The 26,976-nt window shown below is 61.8% G+C and carries 21 protein-coding genes; 9 read left to right on the plus strand and 12 right to left on the minus strand.

Annotated features, from left to right (window positions below):
• The first annotated feature begins 26 nt into the window (after nt 1-26).
• The 5 genes from D8U61_RS24470 to D8U61_RS24490 are packed head-to-tail and all read left to right on the plus strand — an operon-like array spanning nt 27 to nt 9,382.
• Complete coding sequence (locus D8U61_RS24470) at nt 27-1,739, plus strand: DUF2138 domain-containing protein (RefSeq protein ID WP_130927823.1); 1,713 nt, start codon at nt 27-29, stop codon at nt 1,737-1,739.
• Entirely contained in the window at nt 1,724-2,374 is a 651-nt protein-coding gene (locus tag D8U61_RS24475; RefSeq protein WP_038860946.1) for a DUF1175 family protein, read from the plus strand. Before D8U61_RS24470 ends, D8U61_RS24475 begins: the two co-directional genes overlap by 16 nt.
• Entirely contained in the window at nt 2,371-6,945 is a 4,575-nt protein-coding gene (locus D8U61_RS24480; RefSeq protein WP_130927824.1) for an alpha-2-macroglobulin, read from the plus strand. Before D8U61_RS24475 ends, D8U61_RS24480 begins: the two co-directional genes overlap by 4 nt.
• Before the next feature lies 1 nt (nt 6,946).
• Nucleotides 6,947-8,566: a DUF2300 domain-containing protein gene (locus D8U61_RS24485; RefSeq protein WP_130927825.1), complete on the plus strand. Its 1,620-nt coding sequence runs from the start codon at nt 6,947-6,949 to the stop codon at nt 8,564-8,566.
• A gap of 3 nt (nt 8,567-8,569) precedes the next feature.
• Entirely contained in the window at nt 8,570-9,382 is an 813-nt protein-coding gene (locus D8U61_RS24490; RefSeq protein ID WP_110602926.1) for a DUF2135 domain-containing protein, read from the plus strand.
• Between the two features lie 6 nt (nt 9,383-9,388).
• Here D8U61_RS24490 and D8U61_RS24495 read toward each other — a convergent pair whose 3' ends face one another.
• From D8U61_RS24495 to D8U61_RS24540, 10 genes are all read right to left on the minus strand, one after another.
• Nucleotides 9,389-9,823 (minus strand): hypothetical protein, encoded by a 435-nt coding sequence (locus tag D8U61_RS24495; RefSeq protein ID WP_225914394.1) that lies wholly within the window; start codon nt 9,821-9,823, stop codon nt 9,389-9,391.
• 407 nt (nt 9,824-10,230) lie between these two features.
• Complete coding sequence (locus tag D8U61_RS24500) at nt 10,231-10,977, minus strand: S24 family peptidase (protein WP_038860948.1); 747 nt, start codon at nt 10,975-10,977, stop codon at nt 10,231-10,233.
• Between the two features lie 320 nt (nt 10,978-11,297).
• Nucleotides 11,298-11,825, minus strand: a complete 528-nt coding sequence (gene ppa, locus D8U61_RS24505; RefSeq protein WP_003205933.1) for an inorganic diphosphatase — start codon at nt 11,823-11,825, stop codon at nt 11,298-11,300.
• A gap of 112 nt (nt 11,826-11,937) precedes the next feature.
• Nucleotides 11,938-12,750, minus strand: a complete 813-nt coding sequence (locus tag D8U61_RS24510) for a zinc-dependent peptidase (RefSeq protein WP_016773000.1) — start codon at nt 12,748-12,750, stop codon at nt 11,938-11,940.
• 4 nt (nt 12,751-12,754) lie between these two features.
• Nucleotides 12,755-13,405: a DedA family protein gene (locus D8U61_RS24515; protein ID WP_016773001.1), complete on the minus strand. Its 651-nt coding sequence runs from the start codon at nt 13,403-13,405 to the stop codon at nt 12,755-12,757.
• Nucleotides 13,406-13,633: 228 nt separating this feature from the next.
• On the minus strand, nt 13,634-14,095 hold the full coding sequence (locus D8U61_RS24520) for a GNAT family N-acetyltransferase (RefSeq protein WP_016773002.1): 462 nt from the start codon (nt 14,093-14,095) through the stop codon (nt 13,634-13,636).
• 115 nt (nt 14,096-14,210) lie between these two features.
• Nucleotides 14,211-15,035 (minus strand): ethanolamine ammonia-lyase subunit EutC, encoded by an 825-nt coding sequence (eutC, locus tag D8U61_RS24525; RefSeq protein ID WP_130927826.1) that lies wholly within the window; start codon nt 15,033-15,035, stop codon nt 14,211-14,213.
• 5 nt (nt 15,036-15,040) lie between these two features.
• On the minus strand, nt 15,041-16,435 hold the full coding sequence (locus D8U61_RS24530; RefSeq protein WP_130927827.1) for an ethanolamine ammonia-lyase subunit EutB: 1,395 nt from the start codon (nt 16,433-16,435) through the stop codon (nt 15,041-15,043).
• 52 nt (nt 16,436-16,487) lie between these two features.
• Complete coding sequence (gene eat / locus D8U61_RS24535) at nt 16,488-17,939, minus strand: ethanolamine permease (protein ID WP_024014466.1); 1,452 nt, start codon at nt 17,937-17,939, stop codon at nt 16,488-16,490.
• A 180-nt stretch (nt 17,940-18,119) separates the two neighbouring features.
• A complete protein-coding gene (locus tag D8U61_RS24540; protein ID WP_024014465.1) occupies nt 18,120-19,640 on the minus strand; it encodes an aldehyde dehydrogenase family protein in 1,521 nt (506 codons plus the stop codon).
• 390 nt (nt 19,641-20,030) lie between these two features.
• On the opposite strand from D8U61_RS24540, the gene D8U61_RS24550 reads away from it, so the two are divergent.
• From D8U61_RS24550 to D8U61_RS24565, 4 genes are all read left to right on the plus strand, one after another.
• Nucleotides 20,031-21,929 (plus strand): sigma-54-dependent Fis family transcriptional regulator, encoded by a 1,899-nt coding sequence (locus D8U61_RS24550; RefSeq protein WP_130927828.1) that lies wholly within the window; start codon nt 20,031-20,033, stop codon nt 21,927-21,929.
• 198 nt (nt 21,930-22,127) lie between these two features.
• Nucleotides 22,128-23,477: a UDP-N-acetylmuramate:L-alanyl-gamma-D-glutamyl-meso-diaminopimelate ligase gene (gene mpl, locus D8U61_RS24555; protein WP_016773007.1), complete on the plus strand. Its 1,350-nt coding sequence runs from the start codon at nt 22,128-22,130 to the stop codon at nt 23,475-23,477.
• On the plus strand, nt 23,474-24,121 hold the full coding sequence (ubiX, locus tag D8U61_RS24560) for a flavin prenyltransferase UbiX (protein ID WP_130927829.1): 648 nt from the start codon (nt 23,474-23,476) through the stop codon (nt 24,119-24,121). Before mpl ends, ubiX begins: the two co-directional genes overlap by 4 nt.
• Nucleotides 24,114-24,398 carry a YceK/YidQ family lipoprotein gene (locus D8U61_RS24565; protein ID WP_130927830.1) on the plus strand — a complete coding sequence of 95 codons (285 nt, stop codon included), beginning with the start codon at nt 24,114-24,116 and terminating at the stop codon, nt 24,396-24,398. The genes ubiX and D8U61_RS24565 overlap by 8 nt, the downstream gene beginning before the upstream one ends.
• 131 nt (nt 24,399-24,529) lie before the next feature.
• On the opposite strand, the gene D8U61_RS24570 is transcribed toward D8U61_RS24565, so the two are convergent.
• Together D8U61_RS24570 and D8U61_RS24575 are read right to left on the minus strand one after the other, a co-directional pair.
• Nucleotides 24,530-25,171: an oxidoreductase gene (locus D8U61_RS24570; protein ID WP_016773010.1), complete on the minus strand. Its 642-nt coding sequence runs from the start codon at nt 25,169-25,171 to the stop codon at nt 24,530-24,532.
• Nucleotides 25,172-25,198: 27 nt separating this feature from the next.
• Entirely contained in the window at nt 25,199-26,926 is a 1,728-nt protein-coding gene (locus tag D8U61_RS24575) for a C13 family peptidase (protein WP_130927831.1), read from the minus strand.
• Between the last annotated feature and the right edge of the window lie 50 nt (nt 26,927-26,976).

Consider the following 26,976-nt stretch of genomic DNA (forward strand, 5'->3'; position numbering starts at 1 on the left):
CACGGATGAACTCGGATGTTGTGAACATGAGCGATAACACTGTGACTCCAGCTGCCGCGACACCGGCGGCCAAACCTTCGCGGCGCTGGCCGCTGGTATTGCTCGGCCTGTGCCTGGTGGCCGGTGTGGCGGGCGGTTTCGGCTGGCTGCTGCTCAAGCCCAAAGCGCCGCCGGCGACACTTGCCAGTGACAGGCTCGGCCTCGGCCGTCCGGATGCCTTGCTCGAAACCCGTTCACTGAGCCAGTTGCCCAAGGACCTGCTGACGGTGCCGTTTCTCAAGGCCACGCTCACCGAGGATTTCGTCTTCTATTACGAAACTCACGCCGACCGCCTCGGCCTGATCGGCAGCCTGCGGCGGATCATTTACGAACATGACCTGAAGTTGCAGGACAGCCTGATCGAGCAGCTTTTCGATCAACCGGCCGATGTTGCGCTGTGGCGTGGCGCCGATGGCCGCTTGAAGGATTTCCTGCTGGTGATGGATCGCGGCGGATTGGCCAAGCTGCTCGAGCCGTTGGCGAAAGTGGCGCTGGATGACACTCAGCTCAGCATCTTCGGCACTCTCAAAGTCGGCGGCGATGACGTGCCGCTGTATCAACTCAGCTACAACGCCAGCAAATCACTGCTGTTCGCGTCGCGCGGCGACAAACTGGTGGTGTTGTCCAATCCAGCCAAGTACTACGACCCCGAGAGCGGCGTCTCGGAAGAGTCGGGCCGCGTTTCCGCGCAAGCGCTGGCGGCGTTGCTCAACGGTGAAAAGCTCTTCCCCGAAGCGTTCGGCTTGCCAGCGAAAAACCCGGAAACCAAGCAGCGTCTGTCGGTCAATTCCAGCGTGCTCGCGATGGGCTATCAGCGCTTCATCCCGAATTTCGCCGGGCTGCGTTTCGACATGGACGACAAGGGCTGGCACAGCTATCTGGCCATGGATGAACTGGAAAACCAGCCGGACTTCGATTTCAAACCGGTCTGGCAGGCGATGCCGTTGGGGGCGAGCGCTTGCGTGACCCTGCCGGTGGCGGCCGAGCCGCAGAAACCGATATTGATGAAACTCGGTGCCGATGAAGCTGTTGCGCAAACGCTGACCGAACACGTCGCTGGCGCGGCCGGCCTGTGCTGGTACGCCGATTCGCGGTTGTACACACCGCTGCTGGTCGCCAGCCTAAAAGACGAGGACAGCAGCAAGCTTGACGGTGATCTGGGCAAACTGTTCGGCTCGATGGTCGGCGCGTTCGAAGCGAATGTCGCCGAAAGCGTATTCCCGGTGATCGACAAGCAGGAAGGCCAGAGCCACGTCTGGCAGCGTCAGGTCAGTTCCAGTTTCGGTCCGTACGCGGCGAAGACCGCTGAAAACCCGGAGGCGATTTCCGGCAAGGCGTTCATGAAAGTCAGCCTCGCCCGTCATGGCTCGACGCTGCTGTTCTCCCTCGACGACAAACTCGTCGATAAAGCCCTCGGCACCCTCGACAAGCGCTTCCCGCCGATGGCCGACGTGCTGCCAAAAGACGTATTGATGCCGATCTACTTCGGCCCGGATGCGATGGCGCAACTGATGCAGCGCGAAACCCTCGACAGCCTGCCGCAGGACATGGAACCGGTGTTTTATAACGCTGCGCAAACCTACCTGATGCCGAAACTGCGCACCCTCGGGGGCTACGGCAAATATGCCCTGACCCTGCCTGAAGGCAGCGAGCCTGACGGCCACTGGCAATGGCTGCCGCTGGAATGGAAAGCGCTGTGAGCGCACTGATCCGCAGCCTCGGCTTGCTTGCGTTGCTGCTGAGCGCAGGCGCCCGTGCGGTTGAAGCTCCAGCGCTCGACCCGGCGCAATCCCAGGTATTCCGCGCCTGGTTTGTGCGCATCGCTCAAGAGCAGCTCAGCCAAGGCCCGAGCCCGCGCTGGTATCAGCAGGACTGCGCCGGGCTGGTGCGCTTTGCCGCCAACGAAGCGCTGAAAGTCCATGACGACAAATGGCTGCGCAGCAATGGTCTGTCCAATCGCTATCTGCCGCCGGAACTGGCGCTGAGCGACGAGCAACGCAAGCTCGCGCAACAGTGGCAGCAGGGCGGCGGCAAGGTCGGGCCGTACGTCAACGCGATCAAACTGATTCAGTTCAACAGCCATCTGGTCGGCCGCGATGTGTCGCAGGCGCGGCCCGGTGACCTGATGTTTTTCGATCAGGGCGACGACCAGCACCTGATGATCTGGATGGGCCGCTACATCGCCTATCACACCGGCACCACCACCCCCACTGACAACGGCATGCGTTCGGCAAGCCTGCAGCAACTCATGACATGGAAGGACACCCGATGGATACCCGACGCAGCCAACCCCAACTTCATCGGCGTCTATCGACTGAACTTTCTCTCCCAATGACCGGTGCTCGCATGTTGCGTATCTGTTCGCGAATTTCCTTGCTGTTGGCGTTGTTGCTGCCGTTTACCTGCGTCAACGCCGAAGACTCGGTGGAGCCGAGCAATTACACGCCGGTGGCCGGTGAGAGTTTTTTCTTGCTCGCCGATAGCAGTTTTGCCAGCGACGAACCGGCGATGGTCCGCCTCGAAGCCCCGGGTCGTGACTACCGGCGCTTTCGCATGGAGCCGTACGGCGGCGCCGACATTCGCGTGTATCGCATCGACAAGCCGCTGGATTTCCTCAAGCGCCAGAAGAACCTGCATCGCGTCGTCAGCGACGGCCAGTTCAAGGGCGAAGGCCTGTCCAACACCCTCGCGTATCTGTGGGACAACTGGTATCGCAAATCCCGCCGGGTGATGCAGCGTGCGTTCTCCTACGAGTCGCGCAAGCAGGTCACCGAAGAAGTGCCGGAGCTGAAAATGGGCGAGGCCATGGCCGCGCCGACGCCGTACGACGCGCAGCCGCAATTCGCGCTGATCCCGGGTCTGCCGGTGGTCAGCCAGTTCCGTTATCCGCTGTGGCAGGCCAAGCCTATCCAGCCGCCGGCCGGGGTTAATCTGGCCGGCTCGTCCAGCGACTTCGTCAGCGTCGCGCCGGGCAACGTCTACATCCCGCTGGGTAACCTGAAACCGGGGCTGTATCTGGTTGAAGCGCTGATCGGCAAGTACCGCGCGACCACCATGGTTTTCGTCTCCAACACCGTCGCGGTGAGCAAGATTGCCGGCGATGAACTGCTGGTCTGGGCCGCGCGCAAACACGAAGGCAGTTCGGTGCCGAAGGTCAACGTGCTGTGGACCGATGGCCTCGGCGTGATGAGCAGCGGTGCTACCGATGCCGACGGTTTGCTGCGCCTGAAACACGTCAGCCCGGAGCGCTCGTTCGTCATCGGCGAGGACGAAGAGGGCGGCGTGTTCGTCTCGGAAAACTTCTATTACGACAGCGAAATCTACGACACCAAACTCTATGCCTTCACCGACCGGCCGCTGTATCGTCCGGGCGATTGGGTGTCGTTGAAAATCGTCGGTCGCGAGTTCAAGAATGCCCGTGATTCGGTGTTGCCGGGTGCGGCGGATGTCAGTGTCAGCGTGCTTGATGCCACGGGGACCGAGTTGCAAACCCTCGATCTGAAACTGGATTCCAAGGCCGGTACCCAGGGCCGTTTCCAGTTGCCGGATAACGCCGTGGCCGGTGGTTACGAGATCCGTTTCAACTACAAGGAGCAGGCCTACAGCAGTGCTTTCCGTGTGGCTGAATACATCAAGCCGCACTTCGAAATCTCGCTGAATCTGGCCAAGCAGGATTACCGTACCGGTGAGCCGGTGAAAGGCAGTCTGGTGTTGCTCTACCCAGACGGCAAACCGGTGGCCAACGCCAAATTGAGCCTGAGCCTGCGCGCCCAGCAACTGTCGATGGTCGACAACGAGCTGCAATACCTCGGGCAATTCCCGGTGGAATTGACCAGCACTGAACTGACCACCGACAGCAAGGGCAACGCGACCCTCGATCTGCCAGCCGCCGACAAGCCAAGCCGCTACATGCTCACTGTGTTTGCCAGCGACGGCGCGGCTTATCGGGTCAAGACCACCAAGGAAATCCTCATCGACCGTGGTGCGGCGAGCTTCCGCTTGAGCGCGCCGCAGCGGTTCAGCGCGGTCGGCGACAAGGTTGTCTTCAGCTACGCGAATGAGGGTGGCACCGAACAAAGCAAAGCCGTAACGCCGAGCAGCTACGCCTGGGTGCGCCTGGAAGATCAGAGCACCGGCGAAGGCAAACTCGCCGCAACAGACAAAGGCTTCAGCCTCGCCTTCGAACGTCCGGGCATCTACAACCTGACGCTGAAGGATCAACACGGTCGCGTCCTCGGCGCCACCGGCCATTCGGTCACCGGCGACGGCGTGAAAGCGGTGCCGGGTACCGTGGAAATCGTCCTCGACAAGCCCGAGTACAAGGCGGGCGAAGAAGCGCTGGCGCTGATCACCTTCCCTGAGCCGGTCAGCGATGCACTGCTGTCGCTGGAGCGCGACAAGGTCGAGGCCACTGCGCTGCTGGCCAAGGGCGCTGACTGGTTGACGCTGGAAAAACTCAGCGACACCCAATACCGCGCGCGCATTGCGGTGAAGGATAACTTCGCGCCGAACCTGACCTTCTCCGTGCTCTACACCAAGGGCGGTCAGTACAGCTTCCAGAACGCCGGGATCAAAGTGGTCGCGCCGCAAATCGACGTGGCGATCAGCACCGACAAAGCGGTGTATCTGCCGGGCGATACGGTCACGGTCGACCTGACCACTCAGTTCGCCGGCAAAGCGGTTCCGGCGCATCTGACGGTCAGCGTGGTCGACGAAATGGTCTACGCGCTGCAACCGGAAGTCGCGCCGACCATCGACCAGTTCTTCTATCACCCACGGCGCAACAACGTGCGCACCAGTGCCAGCCTGTCGTTCATCAGCTACGACGTGGCCTTGCCGGGCAGCCCCGGCGCACCGGGCAAGGCCAATCGCAGCGAGCGCGGCGTGAAAGTGCTTGAGCGTCCGCGCCGTGAAGACGTCGACACCGCTGCATGGCAGCCGGAGTTGTTGACTGGCGCCGACGGCAAAACCCGCTTCACCTTCAAGATGCCGGACTCGCTGACCCGCTGGCGCATCACCGCGCGGGCGATTGCCGATGACGGTCAGGTCGGGCAGAAGAAGCAGTTTGTCCGTTCGGAAAAACCGCTGTACCTGAAGTGGAGCGGGCCGAGCAGATTCCGCAAGGGCGATCAGCCGCAACTGGGTGTGTTCGCTTTCAGTCAGGCGGAGAAACCGGTCAAGGCGGAACTGGTGACTCACTATGCCGGTAGCGAACAACGTCTGCCGGTGACTCTGAACAGCGGCATCAATTACCTGCCACTGCCGGCGTTCGCTTTGGCCTCTGGCGAGTGGACGGCGGAGCTGGTGCAGGATGGCAAAGTCGCCGATGCCCTGGCTGTGCGCTTGAGTGCCACCGGTGAAGGCTGGCAGGTCACCCAGACCCAAAGCCTCGACGTGGTCAGCGGCGATACGCCGTTGAGTTTGCCGGCGGATGCCACGGATATCCGCCTGCGTCTGGATGACAGTCCGCAAGCGCTGTTCCGTTCCGCCCTCGATGATCTGCTCGGCTACCCGTACGGCGGCGTCGAGCAGACGGCCAGTCGCTTGCTGCCGCTAAGCATCGCTTATCCATCGCTGGCCTCGAATCCGCAGATTCGCGATCGCTTGCGCCTGATCATGCAGAACAGCCGCCTGCGCCTGGTGCAAATGGCCGGGCCGTCGGCGAGCTTCACCTGGTGGGGCTACGACGGCGAGCCGGATGCATTTCTCACCGCCTATGCCTATTACGCCGACTGGAACGCCAGCCGCGTACTCGACCTGACCCTGCCGCCGGACCACTGGCAGCGGGTGCTGGAGGTTTATGCCAAGCAAGCGCCGAATACGCCATTGCTGCAACGGGCGCTGATTCTGTCGTTCGCCAAACAGATGCAGCTGCCAGTGAACACGCTGCTCAGCGGTTTGATCGACGATCTGGCCAAGGCCGGTGAAGGCGCTGCCGAAACCTTGCTCGACGACGGCCAGGACAGTCTGGTGATGAACGACCCGGATTCGGCACTTGGTCTGGCGACGGCACGGGTACTCACTGCATCGTTGGCCTCGCAGGTGAAAGTTGCTTTGCCGGAGGCATTCAATCGTCAACTGGGCGCAGCGCAACAACGTCTGGCGGTCAGCTCGCAGCCCTTCGTCGAAGCACTGAACCTGTCGCTGCAACCGTTTGATCAGGCCCGTGCGACGGCGTTGTTGCAACGCCTGTTGCCGCAGCAATCGACGCTGGAACGTGCACTGGCGCTGACCTGGCTGCAACGCAGCATCGCTCAGGCTTCGCCGACCATCGCGCTGATGCCGGGTGAGGGCTGGAAGAAAAACTACGGCGCCAGCGGCGAGATGTACTGGACATGGCAAGGTGCGACGCCGCTGCCGAGCGTGCTGAGCGTGTCCGGCACGCAAGAGCGGCCGCTGCGTGCGGCGCTGAGCTTCCAGACTCAACAGCCGCAGGGCGATCCGATGGCCGTGACCATCACCCGGCGCCTGTCGCGGCTGGTGCCGGGCGACGAAGCGTTCACCTACAAACTCGAGCCGGTCGGCACTAAACCGTTGTCCAGCGACAGCCTGTACCTGGACGAGGTGATCCTCACCAGCAAGGCAGCGAAACCGCTGCGCTACGGCATGCTTGAAGTGCCGCTGCCACCGGGCGCGGATGTCGAGCGCACGACGTGGGGCATCAAGTTGCAGGGCAAGGACGGCACCGAACCGACCGCGCTGGAGAAGGCGCGTTTCGAACCGGGACAACTGGCATACGCGGTGCCGGTCGACGCGCTGAGTGGTGAGTTGCGCCTGCGTCATCTGGTGCGCTTCTCGCAGAAGGGCCAGTTCAACCTGCCGCCGGTACGCTTCAAGCAAGTGTATGCACCGCAGCATCAGGCCCAGGAGGCGAAAGCCGCCCTCGGTCAGGTCACGGTCAACTGACATGCGCCGGCCGCTGTTGTGGCTGCTGATGGGTGTGATGCCTGCGCTGGCGACAGCGCAGGACGAGCCGTTGCGCGTGGCCTATCAGGGCGACTTGTTGTCGTTGAGTCAGACGCAACTGACCAAGCGCGAACCGTTGCCAGCGTCGCTGGATGCGCCGCTGGGCAGTCTGTGGAAGTTGTTCGTCTACGCGTGGCTGGTGGATACCGGTGCACGGGAACCGGCGTATGAATGTCGCGGGCAGTCCAAAGAAGAAGTTTATTGCTGCTCGGCGGGCGGCAGGATAGAGCGGGATCAGGCGCTGGTGAAATCCTGCGGTCTGTATTTCGAACCGGCGCGGTTGGGCATTGCAGCGACGGATTGGCGAGCGTATTGGCAGGCGCGGCAAGCGCCGTCGTGGTTGCTGGATTTGCCAGCCGTGCAACCGGCAACAAGGGTTTCGGTTGCCGAGTTATTGAGCGTTCTGGCGTTGCTGCCAGCGCAGGAACAGATGCGCCGCGTGCTGCTCGATGTCGTGCTGAACGCGGCGGACGGCAATGTTGTCGGCGAGTTGGGCGGACGCCTGCGGGTGAAGACCTGGAGCTGGCTCGGCGACCAGGATGCACAATCGCGGCAAGGTGGATTCGCCGGCTGGAGCGCCGACGGCGCACCGATCTGGGCGGGTGGGCGCGGTACCAGTCAAATGGTTCTGCGTCACTACGGTCAGGCGCTGGCCAGCGTGTTGCCGACGGCGTGGCCAGCGGACACGGGGCGTTGTGTGGAAGTCGGGCTGTTTTCGAAATATCCGGTTTCGAAGGTTCTGGTCGGGGACCGTGTCGCCACGTCCGGGCCATTGCGCGGCGACTACCGCGTCGAATTCGCCAACGGCAATGCGCTGGACATCCACAGCGATGGCGAACTGTTTCTGCTCAACGACAAACTCGTCGCAAGACTTGATCGCGAAGAATATGTCGCTCGCGTTCTCGAACGCGAAGCCAAACCGCAACCCGCCGAAGCCGCCAAGGCGCTGGCCGTAGCGATCCGCACTTATCTGCTGCAAAACGCCACGCGCAACGGCGACTGCCTGAGCATCGACGACAGCAGCAATCGCCAGCGCGTCGCCCCGCGTCCAGCCTCGGCCGAGTCACGCAACATCGCGGCGTGGACGGCGGACCTGGTACTGGCCGGCAGCACCGTCACCTATCACTCCGACCAGCCCGGCCCGGACAAACTCGCCTGGCAGCAAGCCGTCGAGCAAGCGAACGCCGGCCAACGTTTCGACGCGATTCTGCTGCACGCCTATCCACGCGCCAGCCTCAGCCGTTGGGACAACCCGGTCGCTTCCTGCGAAGCATTGCCCGCCGCGCAAGACTGGCTGCAAAAGCAGCGACGCGGCTGGCGTCCGAGGCTTGAAAGCGAAACCGGCTACAACGAAGTCAGCACTTTCGCCGTATGCAAACTCGCCTTCGGCCGACCCTTCGTCGACCGCGAACGCCAGCGCATTTACGTGCGCGGCGTACTGACCCTGCAGGATCGCCTCGATCTGACCCACGAATATCTGCACCTGGCCTTCGAAGCACACCCCAACGGCCAGGATGAAACCTACATCGAAGGGCTCGCCCGTCACCTTTTGCTGGAATAGACCATGACACTCCGTTATCCACAGGTCTTGCTGCTGCTCTGTGCCCTCAACGTACTGCCGCAAGCGTTCGCCGCCGATGGCGTCAAACTCGACACCCCGGTGGGCGGCTGGCGCAGCGGCGCTCCGCAAGGCGAGGGCGAGAGCTTTCGCCAGACCGTCAACTACCCGGCCTCGTCGGTCAACACACCGCTTGGCCAGGCCAATACCGCCAGAATCAGCGGCCAGATCAAAGCCGTGCCGAAGAACAACGAACCCGGCCGCCTGATCGTCAACGGCGTCAGCATGCCGCTGAAAATCGACCCCGCCGGCGGCTTCGATCGCCCGTTCTCCTTCCCCAACGGCAGCAACAGCGTCGAAGTGCGCAGCGCCGACGGCCAGCAACGCCACCGCACGCAATTCCTCAACGCCCGCGGCGGCGCCACCCCGGCCAAACTGCGCGTCCTGCTGGCCTGGGACAGCGACGGCACCGACCTCGACCTGCACCTCGTCACCCCCGACGGCGCCCACATCTGGTACGGCAACCGCAGCGCCGCCAACGGCGCCGCCCTCGACGTCGACGTCACCACCGGCTACGGCCCGGAAATCGCAGCCATGCCCGCGCCGATCAAGGGGCAATATCTGGTGTATGTGAATTATTACGGCGGTGGATATCGCGGAGATGACGAAGGTGGGGATGAAGCGGTTCAGGCGCTGACCACGGCGCAGGTGACGGTGATTACTGAAGAAGGCACGCCGAGCGAGAAGATGGAGACGTTTGTAGTGCCGATGCGGACGGCGGGGGAGCTGACGTTGGTGAAGTCGTTCAGTTATCCGTGAATCCGGCTAATCAGGAAAAACGCCGCAAAGCGCGTTGCCCTGATAACCATGCACAATCGGGCCCAGCATCATGAACGGCCCGCAGGCGTAGAACGGCGACGGCACCGTTTGTTTTGAATAGAGCAAAACAATTTCATTGCCGGACTCGTCACTGCCAAAGGACTGCTCGGAATACGACGTACACACGGGCAATTTCAGCGGAACAGGAATGATCAACGCCCAAACCGTGATGCCACACCATTCACGGGTAGGCGCTGATTGCGCGGTTCGGGTAATCGCTGGCGTGAGCGAACGAGCACTTAGAGCTTTGTACTCGTCAGTTCTGAGTGTGGTTTTCTCAGGCAAAGCCACGATGGCACCGACGCAGCCTGAGAGATAAAAACTCATCGCAGCGATCAGGATGACCGGTCCAAGCAGTGTGAAACGAGGGGCGAATCGCACGTTTTAACTTCCTTGTGAAGCGTTTCGGAACAGTGGTGCCCAGCTTGTTCGATTCCTTCCAAGCGAGAGGCGTAGCCTTTTTGCAGGCATTAAAAAGCCGGCTTGTGGCCGGCTTCTCGGGGACTGGCTTGGTTTATTTTTGGTAAACCGCGCCAGCCTTCAAAACGTACATCCGGATCTGCGTCCGGCTGTGGGACTTGGTCAGACGTTGGTCTGCCGCGTCGGGCGTCATCCGAGCCGCTGGGCGGGTCGATGCGCGAATGTGGGGCGCAGGATACTGAGTTTTGCTCTGGATTCCCAGCCTCGAGTGCGGTTTAGAGCGACTGAAGCGCTACAAACTCGGGATTTGTACCGGTTGTCAGGGCCTATTCGCGGGCAAGCCCGCTACCACAGGTTCGAATGAACTGTCATAGAAACGGCACCACCGGCCGGCGCTTGCCCAGTGTCGACCACCAGAACACCCAGCCAAGAATGTGAATCCGCTGCTCTTCGATCTGCGCCGGCCGGAAGACCTCGTCGGGGTATTCGGCGCTGTTGTGGCTGCGCATGCGCAAGCCGTTGCCGGGCATGCGGTGCAGGTATTTGATGCGCAGCATGCCGTCGTGCTCTACGGCGTAGATTTCGCCGTCGACGACCTGGGTCAGACCGCGGTCGATGGCGACGATGGAGCCGTCTTCGATGCGATCGGCCATGCTGTTGCCGATCATGTGCGCGCAGATGGCGTTGGCGTGCTGGATGTCGAGTTGATCGAGGTGGGCGCGGGGCAGGCGCAGGGATTGGTCGGGGTCGAGGATGACGTGGGTTTTGCCGTCGCCGTTGGCGATCGGGGTTTCCTTGAAAAATGCCAAGTCAATGTCGCTGGGGTTGATGACGGTGTAGACGCCGTAGATGGACTGGGCATCGAACGTGTCGCCGTTGCTGGCGGGTGGGTGCAGGCGCGCGACCTCCTTGACGCCTTCCCCGGTTTTCAGCCATTCACTATTGACCGACAACAGGCGTGAGACTTCTTCCATGCGATACGCCGGGACGCCCCGGGTGTACCAGTTATGAACGTTTTGGGCTTCCGTGCCCCAGAACCTTGCGAAATCCGTGGTGCTGATGTTCGCTGCTTCCAGGAGTGCCTTGAATCGTGGACCGCTAGTGTTCTTTCTCATAAACACGGAGTCTACGGCCGGACTATAGCGGTTTGAATAAACCGGGCGTTCAAAAAAAGCCTGTATTTTGCGACGGGATGTAAGACGTACTTGTGGGAAATTAAACAGATTAAAACTGCATGTAGGAATTTAAACGATTTGTTTAGTCGGGCTTTTTCAAGAGCCCCTCACCCCAACCCTCTCCCGGAGGGAGAGGGGGCCGACCAAGGTGTATTTCGAGTTACATCGACCTGAACAACCGAGTCGATTATGCAGACGCCAATAACAAAAAACCCCGGAAATCCGGGGTTTTTTTCAAGCGTCACGCAAAGCGCAATTGCTTAGCCCTTGTAGGCGGCAACCGACTTGGTGATCGCTTCGCGGGCGGCGTCTGCGCCGGCCCAGCCTTCGATCTTGACCCACTTGCCCTTCTCGAGATCCTTGTAGTTCGCGAAGAAGTGCTCGATCTGCTGGATCAGCAGAGGTGGCAGGTCGGTGTATTCCTTCACATCGACGTACAGCTGCGACAGTTTGTCGTGTGGCACGGCGATGACTTTGGCATCGCCGCCGCCGTCGTCGGTCATGTTCAGGATGCCGACCGGACGGGCGCGGATTACCGAGCCTGGCGCTACCGGGTAAGGGGTCACGACCAGCACGTCGAGGGGATCACCGTCGTCAGCCAGGGTGTTCGGGATGTAACCGTAGTTGGCCGGGTAGAACATTGGGGTGGCCATGAAACGGTCAACGAACAGGCAATCGCTGTCTTTGTCGATTTCGTATTTGATCGGCGCGTGGTTGGCCGGGATCTCGATCGCGACGTAGATGTCGTTCGGCAGGTCTTTGCCAGCCGGAATCTTGCTGTAGCTCATTGGGCGTTGCCCCCGTAGTTGACCAAAAACACTTGGCCGGATTGACCAAAAAGTGGCGGCGATTATAGGCACATTCCTACGTCGACGCCACGTACCAGAAGTCGTGCAGAGCTTAGTCGTGCGCCTGATAGACCGGGTCTGTGGCCTGAAGTTGCCGCAGTCTGCCCAACGGATCCTGCCGGTAGAAAAGCTGCAGTTGCAAGTAGACCTGTGGATAAGCCTCGTGGAGCAGATCCGGGGCGCTGAAGAAGTATTCGCTGGTGACGGCGAAGAACTCGGCCGGGTTCTCGGCGGCGTAGGGATCGATGGCGGTTTCGGCGTCGGGATCGTGGTCGAGCTGGCGGTTGAGGTCGTCGTAGGCGGCCTGCATCACTTCAGCCCAGTCGCTGACGCGCATGTCGGTGTGCAGTGGCGGCAGGCCGTTGGCGTCGCCGTTGAGCATATCGAGCTTGTGCGCCAGTTCGTGGATCACCAGGTTGTAGCCTTCCCAGCCACCGCTGGCCTGTACGCCGGGCCAGGCGAGAATCACCGGCCCCTGTTGCCAGGCTTCGCCGCTGTGTTCGCCGTCCCACTCATGCTCGACGCCGCTGGCATCGCGATGACGTTGCGGGCTGAGAAAGTCATCCGGGTACAGCACGATCTCGTGGAAACCCTGGTACCAGTTCAGATCACCGAGATGCAGCAGCGGCAACTGTGCTTGCGCGGCGAGCAGCAGGCGTTGTTCCTGATGCAGTTCGACACCGGGCAGGGCGGTCAGGTGTTTGTCGTCGAGAAACAGCACGCAGGCCTCGCGCAACCACTGGTCTTCAGCAGCGCTGATGCCATCGAGGAAGGAGAGTTGATGGCGCACCCGTTGCCACAGGTCGTCGGCAATCGGGTGCCTGGCCAGGAGGCGCCGGCGTCGCCAGGCGCTCAGTGACCACATCGGTTCAGTGCGATTGCACTTTGGTGCCGCCGAACCGGCTGCGCACCACGCCGATGATCATCGGCACCAGCGACAGCAGGATGATTGCCACCACCAGTAACGAGAGGTTTTTCTTGATGAACGGCACGTTGCCGAAGAAGTAACCCAGAGTGACCAGACCGCCGACCCAGAGGATGGTGCCGAGCACGCTGAAGCCGAAGAAACGCGGGTACGGCATCCGCGCCACGCCCGCGACGAACGGCGCGAAGGTGCGGATGATCGGCAGGAAACGCGCCATGGTCACGGTCTTGCCGCCGTGCTTGTCGTAGAAGTCGTGGGTTTTTTGCAGGTAGTCGCGACGGAAGATTTTCGAGTTCGGGTTGCTGAACAGCTTCTCCCCGGCCGTGCGTCCGATCACGTAGTTGGTACTGTCGCCCATGATCGCCGCCAGCATCAGCAGGCCGCCGAGCAGCACCGGATCCATGCCACCGCCGGCCGCCACTGCGCCAGCGATGAACAGCAGCGAGTCACCCGGCAGGAACGGCATCACCACCAGACCGGTTTCACAGAAGATCACCAGAAACAGGATGGCGTAGATCCATGGCCCATAGTTGTTCACCAGCAAATCGAGATACACATCGAGATGCAGGATAAGGTCGAGCGGGTTGAAATCCATGGGGGCACCTGTATGACGGCCCGACTCGGCAGGCCTGTGCGGATGACTTCGTGTAAGCCTACAGCGGGGTGTAGTTTTTCTTACAAGCCGGAAAGATCGGGATTATACGGTCTGACCGCTGAAAAGCGCGCCGGTTTTGTAGCGGGGAGTGTCGCGAAGTGAGCAATTGTCAGGGAAGGGGCGGCCGTGGCGAGGGAGCGAACTCCCTCATCACCGAAGCCGTTGGAGTCAGAGCTCGTCGCTGATTGGCAGTACGTAGTTCTTGAACTCGGTGTCTTCCTTGAAGCCGATTGATTCGTAGGTTTTCTGCGCCACTTCGTTGTTCGCGCTGGTCGAGACGCGCATGCGCACGGCCTGGGTTTCCTTGGCCATTTTCTTTGCGGTGCGGATCAGGTTGTCGGCCACCAGTTGCCGGCGCGCATCTTCGGCAACGTAGATATCGTTGAGAATCCACACGCGTTTGAGCGACAGCGACGAAAAGCTCGGATAGAGCTGGCAGAAGCCCATGAGTTTCTTGTCGTCATCGTCGGCCAGGGCCAGATAGATCACCGACTCTTTGCGGCGCAGGCGTTTTTCGAGGAACGCGCGGGAGGAATCCGGGTAAGGCAGGGAGCCGTAGAACTCGCGATATTTGACGAACAAAGGAGTCAGCAAATCCAGATGTTCGAGGGTCGCTTGAATAATCCGCATGATAGGTCTCGTCTTCAAGTGGCTGTCTTCAACTGCTCTGACGGCGATGGGAAACCCGGGCGGCCGTGCGTCGATCCTGCCTGAAAGCAGCGCAGAAAGGCAATGCGGAAACGGTTCAGGCTGGCGGTGGATCGAGCAGGAAGTTGCCTTTCATGTCGACAGCGTCGTCCGCCTCCAATGTATGCAGCTGAGCTTCATCCTTCAGGTTGACCCCCGACAGCTGGCGCCGACACGCCTCGCGCATCAGATACAGCAAGCGATGCGCCGCCATGCCGTAGCTCAAACCTTCAAGCCGAACATTGGAAATGCAGTTGCGATACGCGTCGGTCAGGCCGACCTTTGGCGCGTAGGTGAAATACAGCCCGAGGCTGTCCGGCGAACTCAGGCCCGGGCGCTCGCCGATCAGCATTACCACCATTTTCGCCCCGAGCAACTGGCCGATCTCGTCACCGATGGCGACGCGACCCTGCTCGACCAGCACCACCGGCGCCACGGACCAGTCGTCGCCGCTCATCTGTTCTTCCAGGCGCGTCAGGAACGGCAGGGTGTGGCGATGCACCGCCAGCGCCGACAGGCCATCCGCGACGACAAGCACCAGATCGACGCCGCCCGGGTATTGGCTGGCATAGTCGCGCAAGGTCTGCGCCGCTTCATCGCTGAGCTTGCGCCCCAGGTCCGGGCGTTGCAGGTAGGTGTGTCGGTCCGGCGCGGCGCTTTGCAGCGCCAGGGTTTCCCGCCCGCGCTCGCTCAGTTGTGCGCTGATTTCGCTGTGATCGAAGGCCAGGTGCACGGCATCGCGGGCCTGGGCGTGGGCAAACTGAAAATCCAGCTGCGCCCGCGTCGGCAGACTGGTGCCGGTGCGGCCCAGGGCAATGCGTGCCGGGGTCAGGCGGCGCAGTTCCAGCCACGGGTTTTGCGGATCGACCGGAGGTTTTTCCATAAGACTCATCCCAAGTGCGCCAAGGCCTGGCGGAAGGCCGGCGGCAGATTGTTGCCGAAGCGAACCTTGCCGTCCGCCTGGGTGAAGATGCCCATGTTGGCCAGCCATTGCTCGAACTCCGGCGCCGGTTTCAGGCCCAGGGTCTGGCGGGCGTACAAAGCGTCGTGAAACGAAGTGGTCTGGTAATTGAGCATGATGTCGTCGGAGCCGGGGATGCCCATGATGAAGTTGATCCCGGCGACGCCGAGCAACGTCAGCAGGGTGTCCATGTCGTCCTGATCGGCTTCGGCGTGGTTGGTGTAGCAGATGTCGCAGCCCATCGGCACACCGAGCAGCTTGCCGCAGAAGTGATCTTCAAGGCCGGCGCGGATGATCTGCTTGCCGTTGTAGAGGTACTCCGGGCCGATAAATCCTACGACGGTGTTCACCAGGAACGGCTTGAAATGTCGCGCCACGGCGTAGGCCCTTGTCTCGCAGGTCTGTTGATCGACGCCGTGGTGGGCGTTGGCCGACAGCGCGCTGCCCTGACCGGTTTCGAAATACATCAGGTTCTGCCCGAGTGTGCCGCGCTTGAGACTGAGCCCGGCGTCGTAGCCTTCCTGCAAGACATTCAGATTGATACCGAAACTGGCATTGGCAGCCTCAGTGCCGGCAATCGACTGGAACACCAGATCCAGCGGCACGCCACGGTTGATCGCCTCGATCGAGGTGGTGACGTGGGTCAGCACGCAGGCTTGGGTCGGGATGTCGTAGCGCTGGATGATCGCGTCGAGCATCTCCAGCATCGCGCAGATCGAAGCGATGCTGTCGGTGGCCGGGTTGACCCCGATCATCGCATCGCCGTTGCCGTAGAGCAGGCCGTCGAGAATGCTCGCGGCGATGCCGGACGGCTCGTCGGTCGGGTGGTTGGGTTGCAGGCGGGTCGACAGGCGCCCGCGTAAACCGAGGGTGCCGCGAAATTGGGTGACCACGCGGATTTTCTGCGCGACCAGCACCAGATCCTGCACGCGCATGATCTTCGACACGGCGGCGACCATTTCCGGGGTCAAACCGGGGGCGAGGGCGCGCAGGCTGGTTTCGTCCGCCGCATCACTGAGCAGCCAGTCGCGAAAGCCGCCAACGGTGAGGTGGCTGACCACGGCGAAGGCTTGCTTGTCGTGGGTGTCGATGATCAGCCGAGTGACTTCATCGGCTTCGTAGGGAATCAGCGCTTCTTGCAGGAAGTGGGCGAGCGGGATGTCCGCCAGGGCCATTTGCGCGGCCACCCGTTCGCCGTCGTTGAGCGCGGCGATCTCGGCGAGAAAATCCCCCGAGCGGGCGGGGCTGGCCTTGGCCATGACGTCTTTGAGGCTGTCGAAGCGGTAAGTCTGCGCGCCGACCGTGTGAGCAAAACTGGCCATTCAGCGTTCTCCGTGACGGCGCAGAATGCCTCTGCGCCGTGGTTTTCGACAATCAGTGCAGGGCTTGTTCAGCTTTTTGAATCGCCGCGAATTCTTCTTCCGGCGTGCCCGCTACCAAGTGATGCCGACTGTAGAAAGCAAAGTAAGCAATTAACACTCCATAGATGATCGCCGCGCCGATCACCACCCGTGGATCGACGAGGAAGCCCGCCACCACGGCGATGCACGCCAATACCAGCGCCACACCCGAGGTGAAAATGCCACCCGGCGTGCGGTACGGCCGGTCCATTTTGGGGCGCCGGATACGCAGGGTGATGTGCGCGGCCATCATCAGCACGTAGGAAATGGTTGCGCCGAATACCGCGACCAGAATCAGCAAGTCGCCCTGACCGGTCAGCGACAGACCAAAGCCGATGATGCCGGGAATCACCAGGGCCAGCACCGGCGCCTTGCTTTTGTTGGTCTGCGACAGTTTGCGCGGCAGATAACCGGCCCGCGACAGCGCGAAGATCTGCCGCGAGTAGGCGTAGATGATCGAGAAGAAACTGGCGATCAGCCCCGCCAGGCCGACGAGATTGACGAAGCTGCCCATCCACGTCGAGCCACCGTAGGCCTTGCTCAGTGCTTCGACCAGCGGGTTACCCGACGTCAGCAGCGAATTCGCACCAGCGCCGCCGGGGCCGACGATCAGAATCAGCAGGGCGAACATCAGCAGCACCAGCATTGCCCCGATCAGGCCACGCGGCAGATCGCGCTTGGGGTTTTTGGTTTCTTCTGCGGCCAATGGCACGCCTTCAACGGCAAGGAAAAACCAGATCGCATAGGGAATCGCCGCCCACACGCCGACGTAGCCGAACGGCAGAAACGGACTGGCGCCGACCGCAGTGGTCACCGGGATGTCGAGCAGATTGGCGACGTCGAAGTGCGGCACCATCGCCACCAGAAACACACCCAGCGCCAGCGCGGCGACGGCGGTAATGATGAACATCAGCTTGAGCGCTTCGCCGACCCCGAAAATATGGATGGCGATGAAGATGATGTAGAACGCCAGGTAGATCATCCAGCCGCCAATACCGAACAGCGACTCGCAGTAGGCGCCGATGAACACCGCGATGGCAGCGGGGGCGATGGCGTACTCGATGAGGATCGCGGTGCCGGTGAGAAACCCGCCCCACGGTCCGAAAGCACTGCGGGCGAAACCGTAGCCGCCGCCGGCGGTGGGAATCATCGACGACAGTTCGGCCAGGGAAAAGCACATGCACAGGTACATGGTCGCCATCAGCAGCGTGGCGAGAAACATGCCGCCCCAGCCACCTTGGGCGAGGCCGAAATTCCAGCCGGCGTAGTCGCCGGAAATCACATAAGCGACGCCGAGGCCCACCAGCAGGACCCAGCCGGCGGCGCCTTTTTTCAGTTCGCGTTGTTGGAAATAATCGGTGCCGACTTTTTCGAAGTCGACGGAGGAGCCGGTCGCCGGAGCGCCGGCCGGGGATTCGCTTGGCATAGGGTTCACCATTTTTATTGTTTTATTGGCCCGGCTACAGCCAGGAACCTGATCGTTCCCACGCTTTGCGTGGGAATGCAGCCCGGGTCGCTCCGCGTCCTTTCGAAACCGAACGCGGAGCGTCCGTTGAGGCATTCCCACGCGGAGCGTGGGAACGATCAGCGATCAACTCATGCAGAGTCAGAAGAATCCCAACGGATTGATGTCGTAGCTCACCAGCAGGTTCTTGGTCTGCTGGTAATGGTCGAGCATCATTTTGTGGGTTTCGCGCCCGACGCCGGACTTCTTGTAACCGCCGAATGCGGCATGCGCCGGATACAGGTGGTAGCAGTTGGTCCACACGCGACCGGCCTTGATCGCCCGGCCCATGCGGTAGGCGCGGTTGATGTCGCGGGTCCACAGGCCGGCGCCGAGGCCGAACTCGGTGTCGTTGGCAATCGCCAGGGCTTCGGCTTCGTCCTTGAAGGTGGTGATGCTCACCACCGGGCCGAAGATTTCTTCCTGGAACACGCGCATCTTGTTGGTGCCCTTGAGCAGGGTCGGCTGGATGTAATAACCGGTGGCCAGGCTGCCCTCGAGTTTTTCCACCTTGCCGCCGGTCAACAGTTCCGCGCCTTCGCCCTTGGCGATTTCCAGGTACGAGAGGATCTTGTCGAATTGCTGCTCCGACGCCTGAGCGCCGACCATGGTGTCGGTGTCCAGCGGGTCGCCGCGTTTGATCTGGCTGACTTTCTTCATCACGGCCTGCATGAATTCGTCGTAGATCGACTCCTGTACCAGTGCGCGCGATGGGCAGGTGCACACTTCGCCCTGGTTGAAGAACGCCAGTACCAGACCTTCAGCGGCTTTCTCGATGAAGCTCGGCTCAGCCTGCATGATGTCTTCGAAGAAGATGTTCGGCGACTTGCCGCCCAGTTCCACGGTGGATGGGATGATGTTTTCCGCCGCGCATTTCATGATGTGCGAGCCGACCGGGGTCGAGCCGGTGAAGGCGATCTTGGCGATGCGCTTGCTGGTCGCCAAGGCTTCGCCGGCTTCTTTGCCGAAGCCTTGCACGACGTTGAGCACGCCCGGCGGCAGCAAGTCGCCGATCAGTTCCATCAGCACGCAGATGCCCAGCGGGGTTTGCTCGGCAGGCTTGAGCACCACGCAGTTACCGGCGGCCAGCGCTGGCGCGAGTTTCCACGCGGCCATCAGCAGCGGGAAGTTCCACGGGATGATCTGGCCGACCACGCCCAGCGGTTCATGAATGTGGTAAGCCACGGTGTTGCCGTCGATTTCCGCAGCGCTGCCTTCCTGAGCGCGCAGGCAACCGGCGAAATAACGGAAATGGTCAGCGGCCAGGGGGATGTCGGCGTTGAGGGTTTCACGGATGGCTTTGCCGTTGTCCCAGGTTTCGGTGATCGCCAGCAGTTCGAGGTTTTCTTCGATGCGGTCGGCAATTTTCAGCAGGATCAGTGAGCGCGCCTGCACCGAAGTGGCGCCCCACGCATCGGCGGCGGCGTGGGCAGCGTCCAGCGCCTTGTCGATGTCTTCGGCGGTGGAGCGGGGGAATTCGGCAATTGGCTGGCCATTGACTGGCGAGGTATTGGTGAAGTACTGACCTTTGACCGGCGCGACGAACTCGCCCCCGATGTAGTTGCCGTACTTACTCTTGAACGAGACTTTGGCGCCGTCAGTACCGGGGTGGGCGTAACGCATGATGATGTTCTCCTTGGCTTTGTACTTATTAGAGAAACGCGCAAGTGCGCTTGCTATAAGCGTAGAGCAAGGCTCGGGCCACTGCCGTGCAGGTCAGGCAAATCAAGGGCTTGGCCGGTTTGTCTCGGACGAATGGAGTGGTGCTGTGACGGTTTCGGTACAGCGCGGGTGACAATTTGTACCGCTTGCGACACAGCCCGTGACCGGGCGGTCTTGCCAGCATTGCAATGCGCGGGTGGCTGAGAGATCCTCAGCCAACAGCAATCCGTGTAGGAGCTGCCGCAGGCTGCGATCCTTTGATTTTGTTTTTCAAGATCAAGATCAAAAGATCGCAGCCTGCGGCAGCTCCTACACGGGATTGCGTAGACCTCTCGGGGAGAACAATAAGAAATGCACGACAACCATTTGAGTCGCCATGCCCGCCAGGTTCTCACCGTCACCCAGGGCAAACCGCACCTGCACGGCCCCGGCGCCGATCCATCGATCGCCCGTTCGTGGCTGCGTTGCCTTGAGGACTATCACCTCGATCCTTCTGTGACCATGGCGCCGACCGTGCTCGAGCATGGCCGAGTGCTGGAAAGTCGCGAACGTCTGCAACAAGTGCTGCAAATTGCCGGCACCGAGATGAGCAGCCTGCATCAGCAACTCTCCGGCGCCGGCCATGCGGTGCTGCTGACTGACGCGCGCGGTGTGATCCTCAATTGCGTGACCGCGCCGGCCGAACGGAAGATTTTCGAGCGCGCCGGTCTCTGGCTCGGCGCCGACTGGAGCGAAGCCTGCGAAGGCACCAACGGCATCGGTACCTGCCTGGTCGAGCGTCAGGCGCTGACCATTCACCAGGACGAACACTTTCGCGGCCGCCACACCGGGCTGACCTGCTCGGCGAGCCCGGTGTTCGATCCCCATGGTGAATTGCTGGCGGTACTCGATGTGTCTTCGGCGCGGCCGGACGTCTCGCGGCAGAGCCAGTTCCACACCATGGCGCTGGTCAATCTGTCGGCGAAGATGATCGAGAGCTGCTACTTCCTGCGCTGTTTCGACAATCAGTGGTTGCTGCGTTTCCATCTGCAGGCCGAGTCCGTCGGCCTGTTCAGTGAAGGGCTGCTGGCGTTTGACGGCGAAGGGCGGATCAGCGCAGTCAACCAGAGCGCCCTGAACCTGCTCGGGCATATTCGCGGTGGTTTGCTCGGTAAACCGGTGGAAGCGTTTTTCGATTGTTCGCTGGATGACCTGCTTGGTCGCGCGAGTGCCAACGCCAGCGCCAGTTGGCCGCTGCGCACCCGTGATGGCCGGCATCTGTTTGCCGTGTTGCGCGGCGAATCGCGCAAGCCTACTGCCATTGTTCCAGCGCCAATCGCTGCTCCAGCGCCACGCCTGTCCGGCATTTGCCTCGGCGATGAAGCGTTGCAGGCGGAATTTCGCAAAGCCCTGCGCGTGTTCGAGCGCGACGTGCCGCTGTTGATCAACGGCGAAACCGGCTCGGGCAAGGAAGCGTTCGCCAAGGCTGTGCACCAGGCCAGCCAGCGCTGCGGCAATGCTTTCGTCGCACTCAATTGCGCGGCCATTCCGGAAAGCCTGATCGAGAGCGAACTGTTCGGCTATCGCGGCGGCAGCTTCACCGGCGCGCGCAAGGACGGCATGCGCGGCAAGCTGCAACAGGCCGATGGCGGCACCTTGTTCCTCGACGAAATCGGCGACATGCCACTGGCGTTGCAAACGCGCTTGCTGCGTGTGCTGGAAGATCGGCAAGTGGTGCCGATTGGCGGCGAGCCGCAAGCGGTAGACGTGCGCATCATCAGTGCGACGCACCGCAATTTGCTCGAGCGGGTCGAGGACGGCAGTTTCCGTGAAGACCTGTATTACCGCTTGAACGGGCTGGAAGTGGCGTTGCCGGCGTTGCGCGAGCGCAGTGATAAATCGCAGTTATTGGATTTTCTCCTGGCCGAGGAGGCCGGCGGCGAAACGATTCTGATCGACGAACCGGCGCGGCAGGCGTTGTTGGCATTCAACTGGCCGGGCAATGTGCGGCAGTTGCGCAATGTCCTGCGTACGCTGGCGGCGTTGTGTGATGGCGGCCGGGTCGGCGTTGAGGATTTGCCGGTGATGATTCGGCAGGCGCGGCCGGTGGTTGTGGCGGCGCAGCCATTGGAAGATGCCGAACGACTGGCCTTGCTCAGTGCGCTGGAGCAGACGCGCTGGCATATGACCCATACCGCTGAACAGCTGGGCGTCAGCCGCAATACGCTGTACAGAAAGCTTCGCAAGCACGGCATCGCCCGCTCTGCCTGACCGACCTGATCGTTCCCACGCTCCGCGTGGTAACGCCTCCCCGGACGCTCCGCGTCCGCTTTGGGACGCAGAGCGTCCCGTGCTGCATTCCCACGCAGAGCGTGGGAACGATCAGGTCGAACAGGCCCGCCCCTCAGCTAAAGAGTGCCATTTCCCCCTCCCTACGCTAACCTGCGGCCATGTTTTACGAGGTCGACTATGCACATTCATATTCTGGGTATCTGCGGGACTTTCATGGGCTCGATGGCGGTGTTGGCCAAAGAGCTGGGCCATCACGTCACCGGCTCCGACGCCAACGTCTATCCACCGATGAGCACGCAGCTCGAGGCCCAGGGCATTCAGCTGACGCAGGGTTATGACCCGGCACAGCTCGATCCGGCGCCGGATCTGGTGGTGATCGGTAATGCCATGTCCCGTGGCAACCCGGCGGTGGAATATGTGCTGAACAAAGGCCTGCCGTACGTCTCGGGGCCGCAGTGGCTGGCCGATCACGTGCTGCAAGGGCGCTGGGTGCTGGCCGTGGCCGGTACCCACGGCAAGACCACCACCAGCAGCATGCTCGCCTGGGTGCTGGAGCATGCCGGCATGAGCCCGGGTTTCCTCATCGGCGGCGTGCCGCAGAATTTCTCGGTGTCGGCGCGCCTGGGCGGCACGCCGTTCTTTGTGATCGAGGCTGACGAATACGACAGCGCCTTCTTCGACAAGCGCTCGAAATTCGTCCACTACCGTCCACGCACAGCCATCCTTAACAACCTTGAATTCGATCACGCCGACATCTTCCCTGATCTGCCGGCCATCGAACGTCAGTTCCACCACTTGGTGCGCACCATTCCGAGCGAAGGTCTGGTCATCCACCCGACCACCGAGCCAGCGTTGCAGCGCGTGATCGAGATGGGTTGCTGGACCCCGGTGCAAACCACCGGCGCCGGCGGTCAGTGGCAGGTCAAACTACTGAGCGAGGACGGCTCGGCGTTCGAAGTGATGTTCGAAGGCGTGTCCCAGGGCACCGTCGAGTGGGAGTTGACCGGTCAACACAACGTCGCCAACGCCTTGGCTGCTCTGGCCGCCGCGCGTCACGTTGGCGTGGTGCCATCGATGGGCATCGCCGGTTTGAGCGCGTTCAAGAACGTCAAACGACGCATGGAGAAAGTCGCCGAGGTGCGCGGCATCACCATTTACGACGACTTTGCCCATCACCCGACCGCCATCGCTACCACCCTCGACGGCCTGCGCAAACGCATCGGCGACGCGCCGTTGATTGCGATCATCGAGCCGCGCTCCAATTCGATGAAGCTCGGCGCCCACCGTGATGGTCTGCCGGACAGCGTGGTCGATGCCGATCAGGTGATCTGGTACGCCCCGGCCAACCTCGGCTGGGACCTCGGCGCCACCGCAGCGTTATGCACCGTGCCGTCGATTGTCAGCGATTCCCTGGAAGGCATCATCGAACGCGTGAAGAGCCAGGCGCAGCCCGGTACTCACGTGGTGATCATGAGCAACGGCGGCTTCGGCGGCCTGCACGGCAAGCTCGCCGAGGCACTGCAATGAACGCTTTTTCCCAGGCCGGCGGCCCGGAACGCATCACCCTGGCGATGACCGGCGCTTCGGGCGCGCAGTACGGTTTGCGCCTGCTCGATTGCCTGGTGCGCGAAGATCGCGAAGTGCACTTCCTGATCTCCAAGGCAGCGCAACTGGTAATGGCCACCGAGACCGACGTGTCCCTGCCGAACAAACCGCAGATGATGCAGGCCTTTCTGACCGAATATACCGGCGCCGCTGCCGGGCAGATTCGCGTGTATGGCAAGGAAGACTGGATGTCGCCGGTAGCCTCCGGCTCCGGCGCGCCAGCAGCCATGGTGGTGGTGCCGTGTTCGACCGGCACGCTGTCGGCGATTGCCACCGGCGCCTGCAACAACCTGATCGAACGCGCGGCGGACGTTACGCTGAAAGAGCGCCGTCAGTTGATTCTGGTGCCGCGCGAGGCGCCGTACTCGAGCATTCACCTGGAGCACATGCTCAAGCTGTCGAATCTGGGCGTGACGATTCTGCCGGCCTCGCCGGGCTTCTATCACCAGCCGCAGACCATCGATGACCTGATCGACTTCATTGTGGCGCGGATTCTCAATCTGCTCGGCATCCCGCAGGACATGCTGCCGCGTTGGGGCGAGCATCACCTGAGCAGCGATGAATAAGCTGCTGGTGCTTGTGCTGGCGCTGCAATTGGCTGGATGCGCTACCGTGCGCATGCTGGATGCAGCCAAACCCGGCGCACCGGTGGTGTACGCCGGGACGCGCCTGGATTTGTATGCGTTGAACGGCGGCTGCTGCGCCATGGACCGGTTCGGTGCCGAGGCGCCGAGCTATCCGGGAGTGGACCTGCCTGCCAGCGCGTTGCTCGACACGCTGTTGTTGCCGTTGTCGTTGCTGACGGTGATTGGCGTAGGTTTTCAAGCGACTGGTGGATTGTAGGGGGGCGCACAACCTCTGTGGCGAGGGGATTTATCCCCGCTGGGGTGCGAAGCGCCCCCCCAAAAAATATAAAAGCGACGACTGCTGCGCAGCCGAACGGGGATAAATCCCCTCACCACAAAGTCCCGGAGTTATTTGCCTAACTTCCTCAGTTCATCCGACTCGATCACCCGCACCCCATCCTGTTCTTCCAGCGCCAGGCGCCACATCGCTCGGGCCAACTGGCACGCTTCGATGCCGTGGTATTTGCCCGGAATCAGCTTTGACAACGGCCCGGCGAGTTGCTCGACCAGACGCGGTTCGGTGCGTTCGCCGAGTAACAGCGAAGGTCGGCAAATGGTCAGCTGCGGCCAGTTCTGCGCGCGCAGGGCCTGTTCCATTTCACCCTTGACCCGGTTGTAGAACACCGAGGAGTTCGGATCGGCGCCGATTGCGCTGATCACGATCAGGTGCCGCGCGCCCATCTCCCGCGCGCGCTTGGCGAACGCCACAACCATGTCCAGATCCACTGCGCGAAAGGCTTCTTCGGAGCCGGCCTGTTTGATCGTGGTGCCGAGGCAGCAGTAGGCGATATCGACCCGGCCACTGAGCTGCGGCAGAAACGCCTGCGGGTCGCCGACCGGATTTTCCAGGTGCGGATGCTCGGCCAGCGGCCGGCGTGAAGGGGCGAGGACACGGGTAATGGTTGGCTCGTTGAGCAAACGGTCGAGCAGATGTTCACCGGTCAGTCCGGTGGCTCCGGCAAGCAATACGTGCTGAGGCGTCAAGTACATAGTGTCTCTCCCTTGATACTGTTCAGCTTAGTTGCCTTTTTTCGCCGCGTCGTTCAATGCGCTGCTGTGCAAAGCTTTGCGCGCTTGCTGTTTACGCAGCAGCTGCCAGTGCGACAGCACGGTTTTCGGCGCCCAGATCTGCGGCTCCGAGGCTTCGAAGCCGTCGGCCAGTTCGCGTTCGGCAACAGTGGCCTTGGCCAGTTTGAATGCCTGTTCCAGATCATCAGTCTGGTTCAGCGCCTGGGCGAACAGCGCGTCGCCGAAATAGGTGAAGTTGGCTTCTTCCGAGCAACCGAACGACACCCGATCGGCGCGCGAGGCGGTCATGATCAGCGTGCGTTCGTCTTTCAGCGCCGGGATGAATCCGCCGGAATAGCACGAAGAAATCACGATGATCTTGTCGCGATGCTTCAGCGGCGCGAGCACGGCGGCGAGTTCATCTGCGGGCAGGTCGGCCAGTTCCATGCGCGGCTGATCGAGCACCAGTTCATGTTCGGCGGTGCCGTGGCTGGTCAGATAAATGAACAGCAGATCTTCCGGCCCGCTGCGTTCGGCAAGGGCTTGCGCGGCGCGGCGCAGGTTTTCCCGGGTGGCCATCGGCCGGTCGCCGAGATGATCGCGATGATTGACCAGACGGATCTGGCCGAAGGCGCCGAAGCGCGTATTGAGCATGTTGGCGACGTAGTCGGATTCACGCAGGAACACGCTTTGCTTGCCGTCGCCGCCAAGGGTCAGGGTGTACAACTCGACTGCCGGAGTCGAAGCGGGAATCGCCGCCAGTGCGTCGTCCAGCAACCGACCCTGGGCGAGCAAACCGAGTTCGAGGGTGTCGGGGAGCAATTTGCCGTCGGCATCGCGCACGCGTTGGCCGTTGATCCAGGTGCCGCTGAGCACGCTGCCATCGGTCAGCACCAGCGTGCCGCGTCCTGAATAGCTGTCGTTGTCGAAGCCGCCGATGTAGAAGCTGCCATCGGCCAGGTTCAAACGGCCCTGGCCGGTAAAACGCCAGTCATTGAACACACCGATGTAATGGCTGCCATCCGCGCCGATCAATTCGCCCTTGCCGGTCAGCGCGCCTTCCTTGAACTGGCCGAGCCAGACGTCGCCGTCGGCGTTCTCGTAGCGGCCCTTGCCGTGCAGTTGATTGTTCTTGAAACCGCCGACGTAGATATCGCCGTCGGCGCTGTTGTAGGTGCCGTTGCCTTCCAGTTGGCCGTTGACGAAATGCCCGCTGAACGAATTGCCGCTGGCATCGCCGCGCTGGCCTTCGCCGTTGGGTTTGCCGTGGGCGAACTGGCCTTGATAGGAGCTGCCGTCGTCCATTTCCAGACGGCCGGGGCCGGAATACTGGTCAGCCTTGAACTCGCCGCGATAGGTCATGCCGTTTTCTTTCAGCGTGCCTTCGCCATCGCGCCGGCCCTGCTTGAAACCACCGGTATAACTGCTGGCATTGGTGCTCAGGCTGCCCTGACCATCGAACAGCCCTTGCTGGAACTGGCCGCGATAGACCTCGCCGTTGCTGCCATGCCATTCGCCCTGCCCGTGCCACTGACCCTTGTCGAACTCCCCGGCGTACCAGCTGCCGTTGGGGTAGTCGACGCGGCCCTGACCTTGCAGCAAGCCGTCGACCAGTTCACCGCGATAGCGACCGCCATCGGGCAGGCGCGCATCCGGCGGCAACAGCGATTCGCCGTCGCCGCAAGCGGTGAGCATCAGGGTCAGGGCAAGGGGTGCAAGTCGAGCGATTGAGCGCATAGCGGGATCCGGGCAATTAGGCGACCGAGTATGCCGCAGCTATGCGTCGC

The sequence above is a fragment of the Pseudomonas sp. Sample_14 genome (genome assembly GCF_004307515.1).
Lineage (GTDB): Bacteria > Pseudomonadota > Gammaproteobacteria > Pseudomonadales > Pseudomonadaceae > Aquipseudomonas > Aquipseudomonas atacamensis.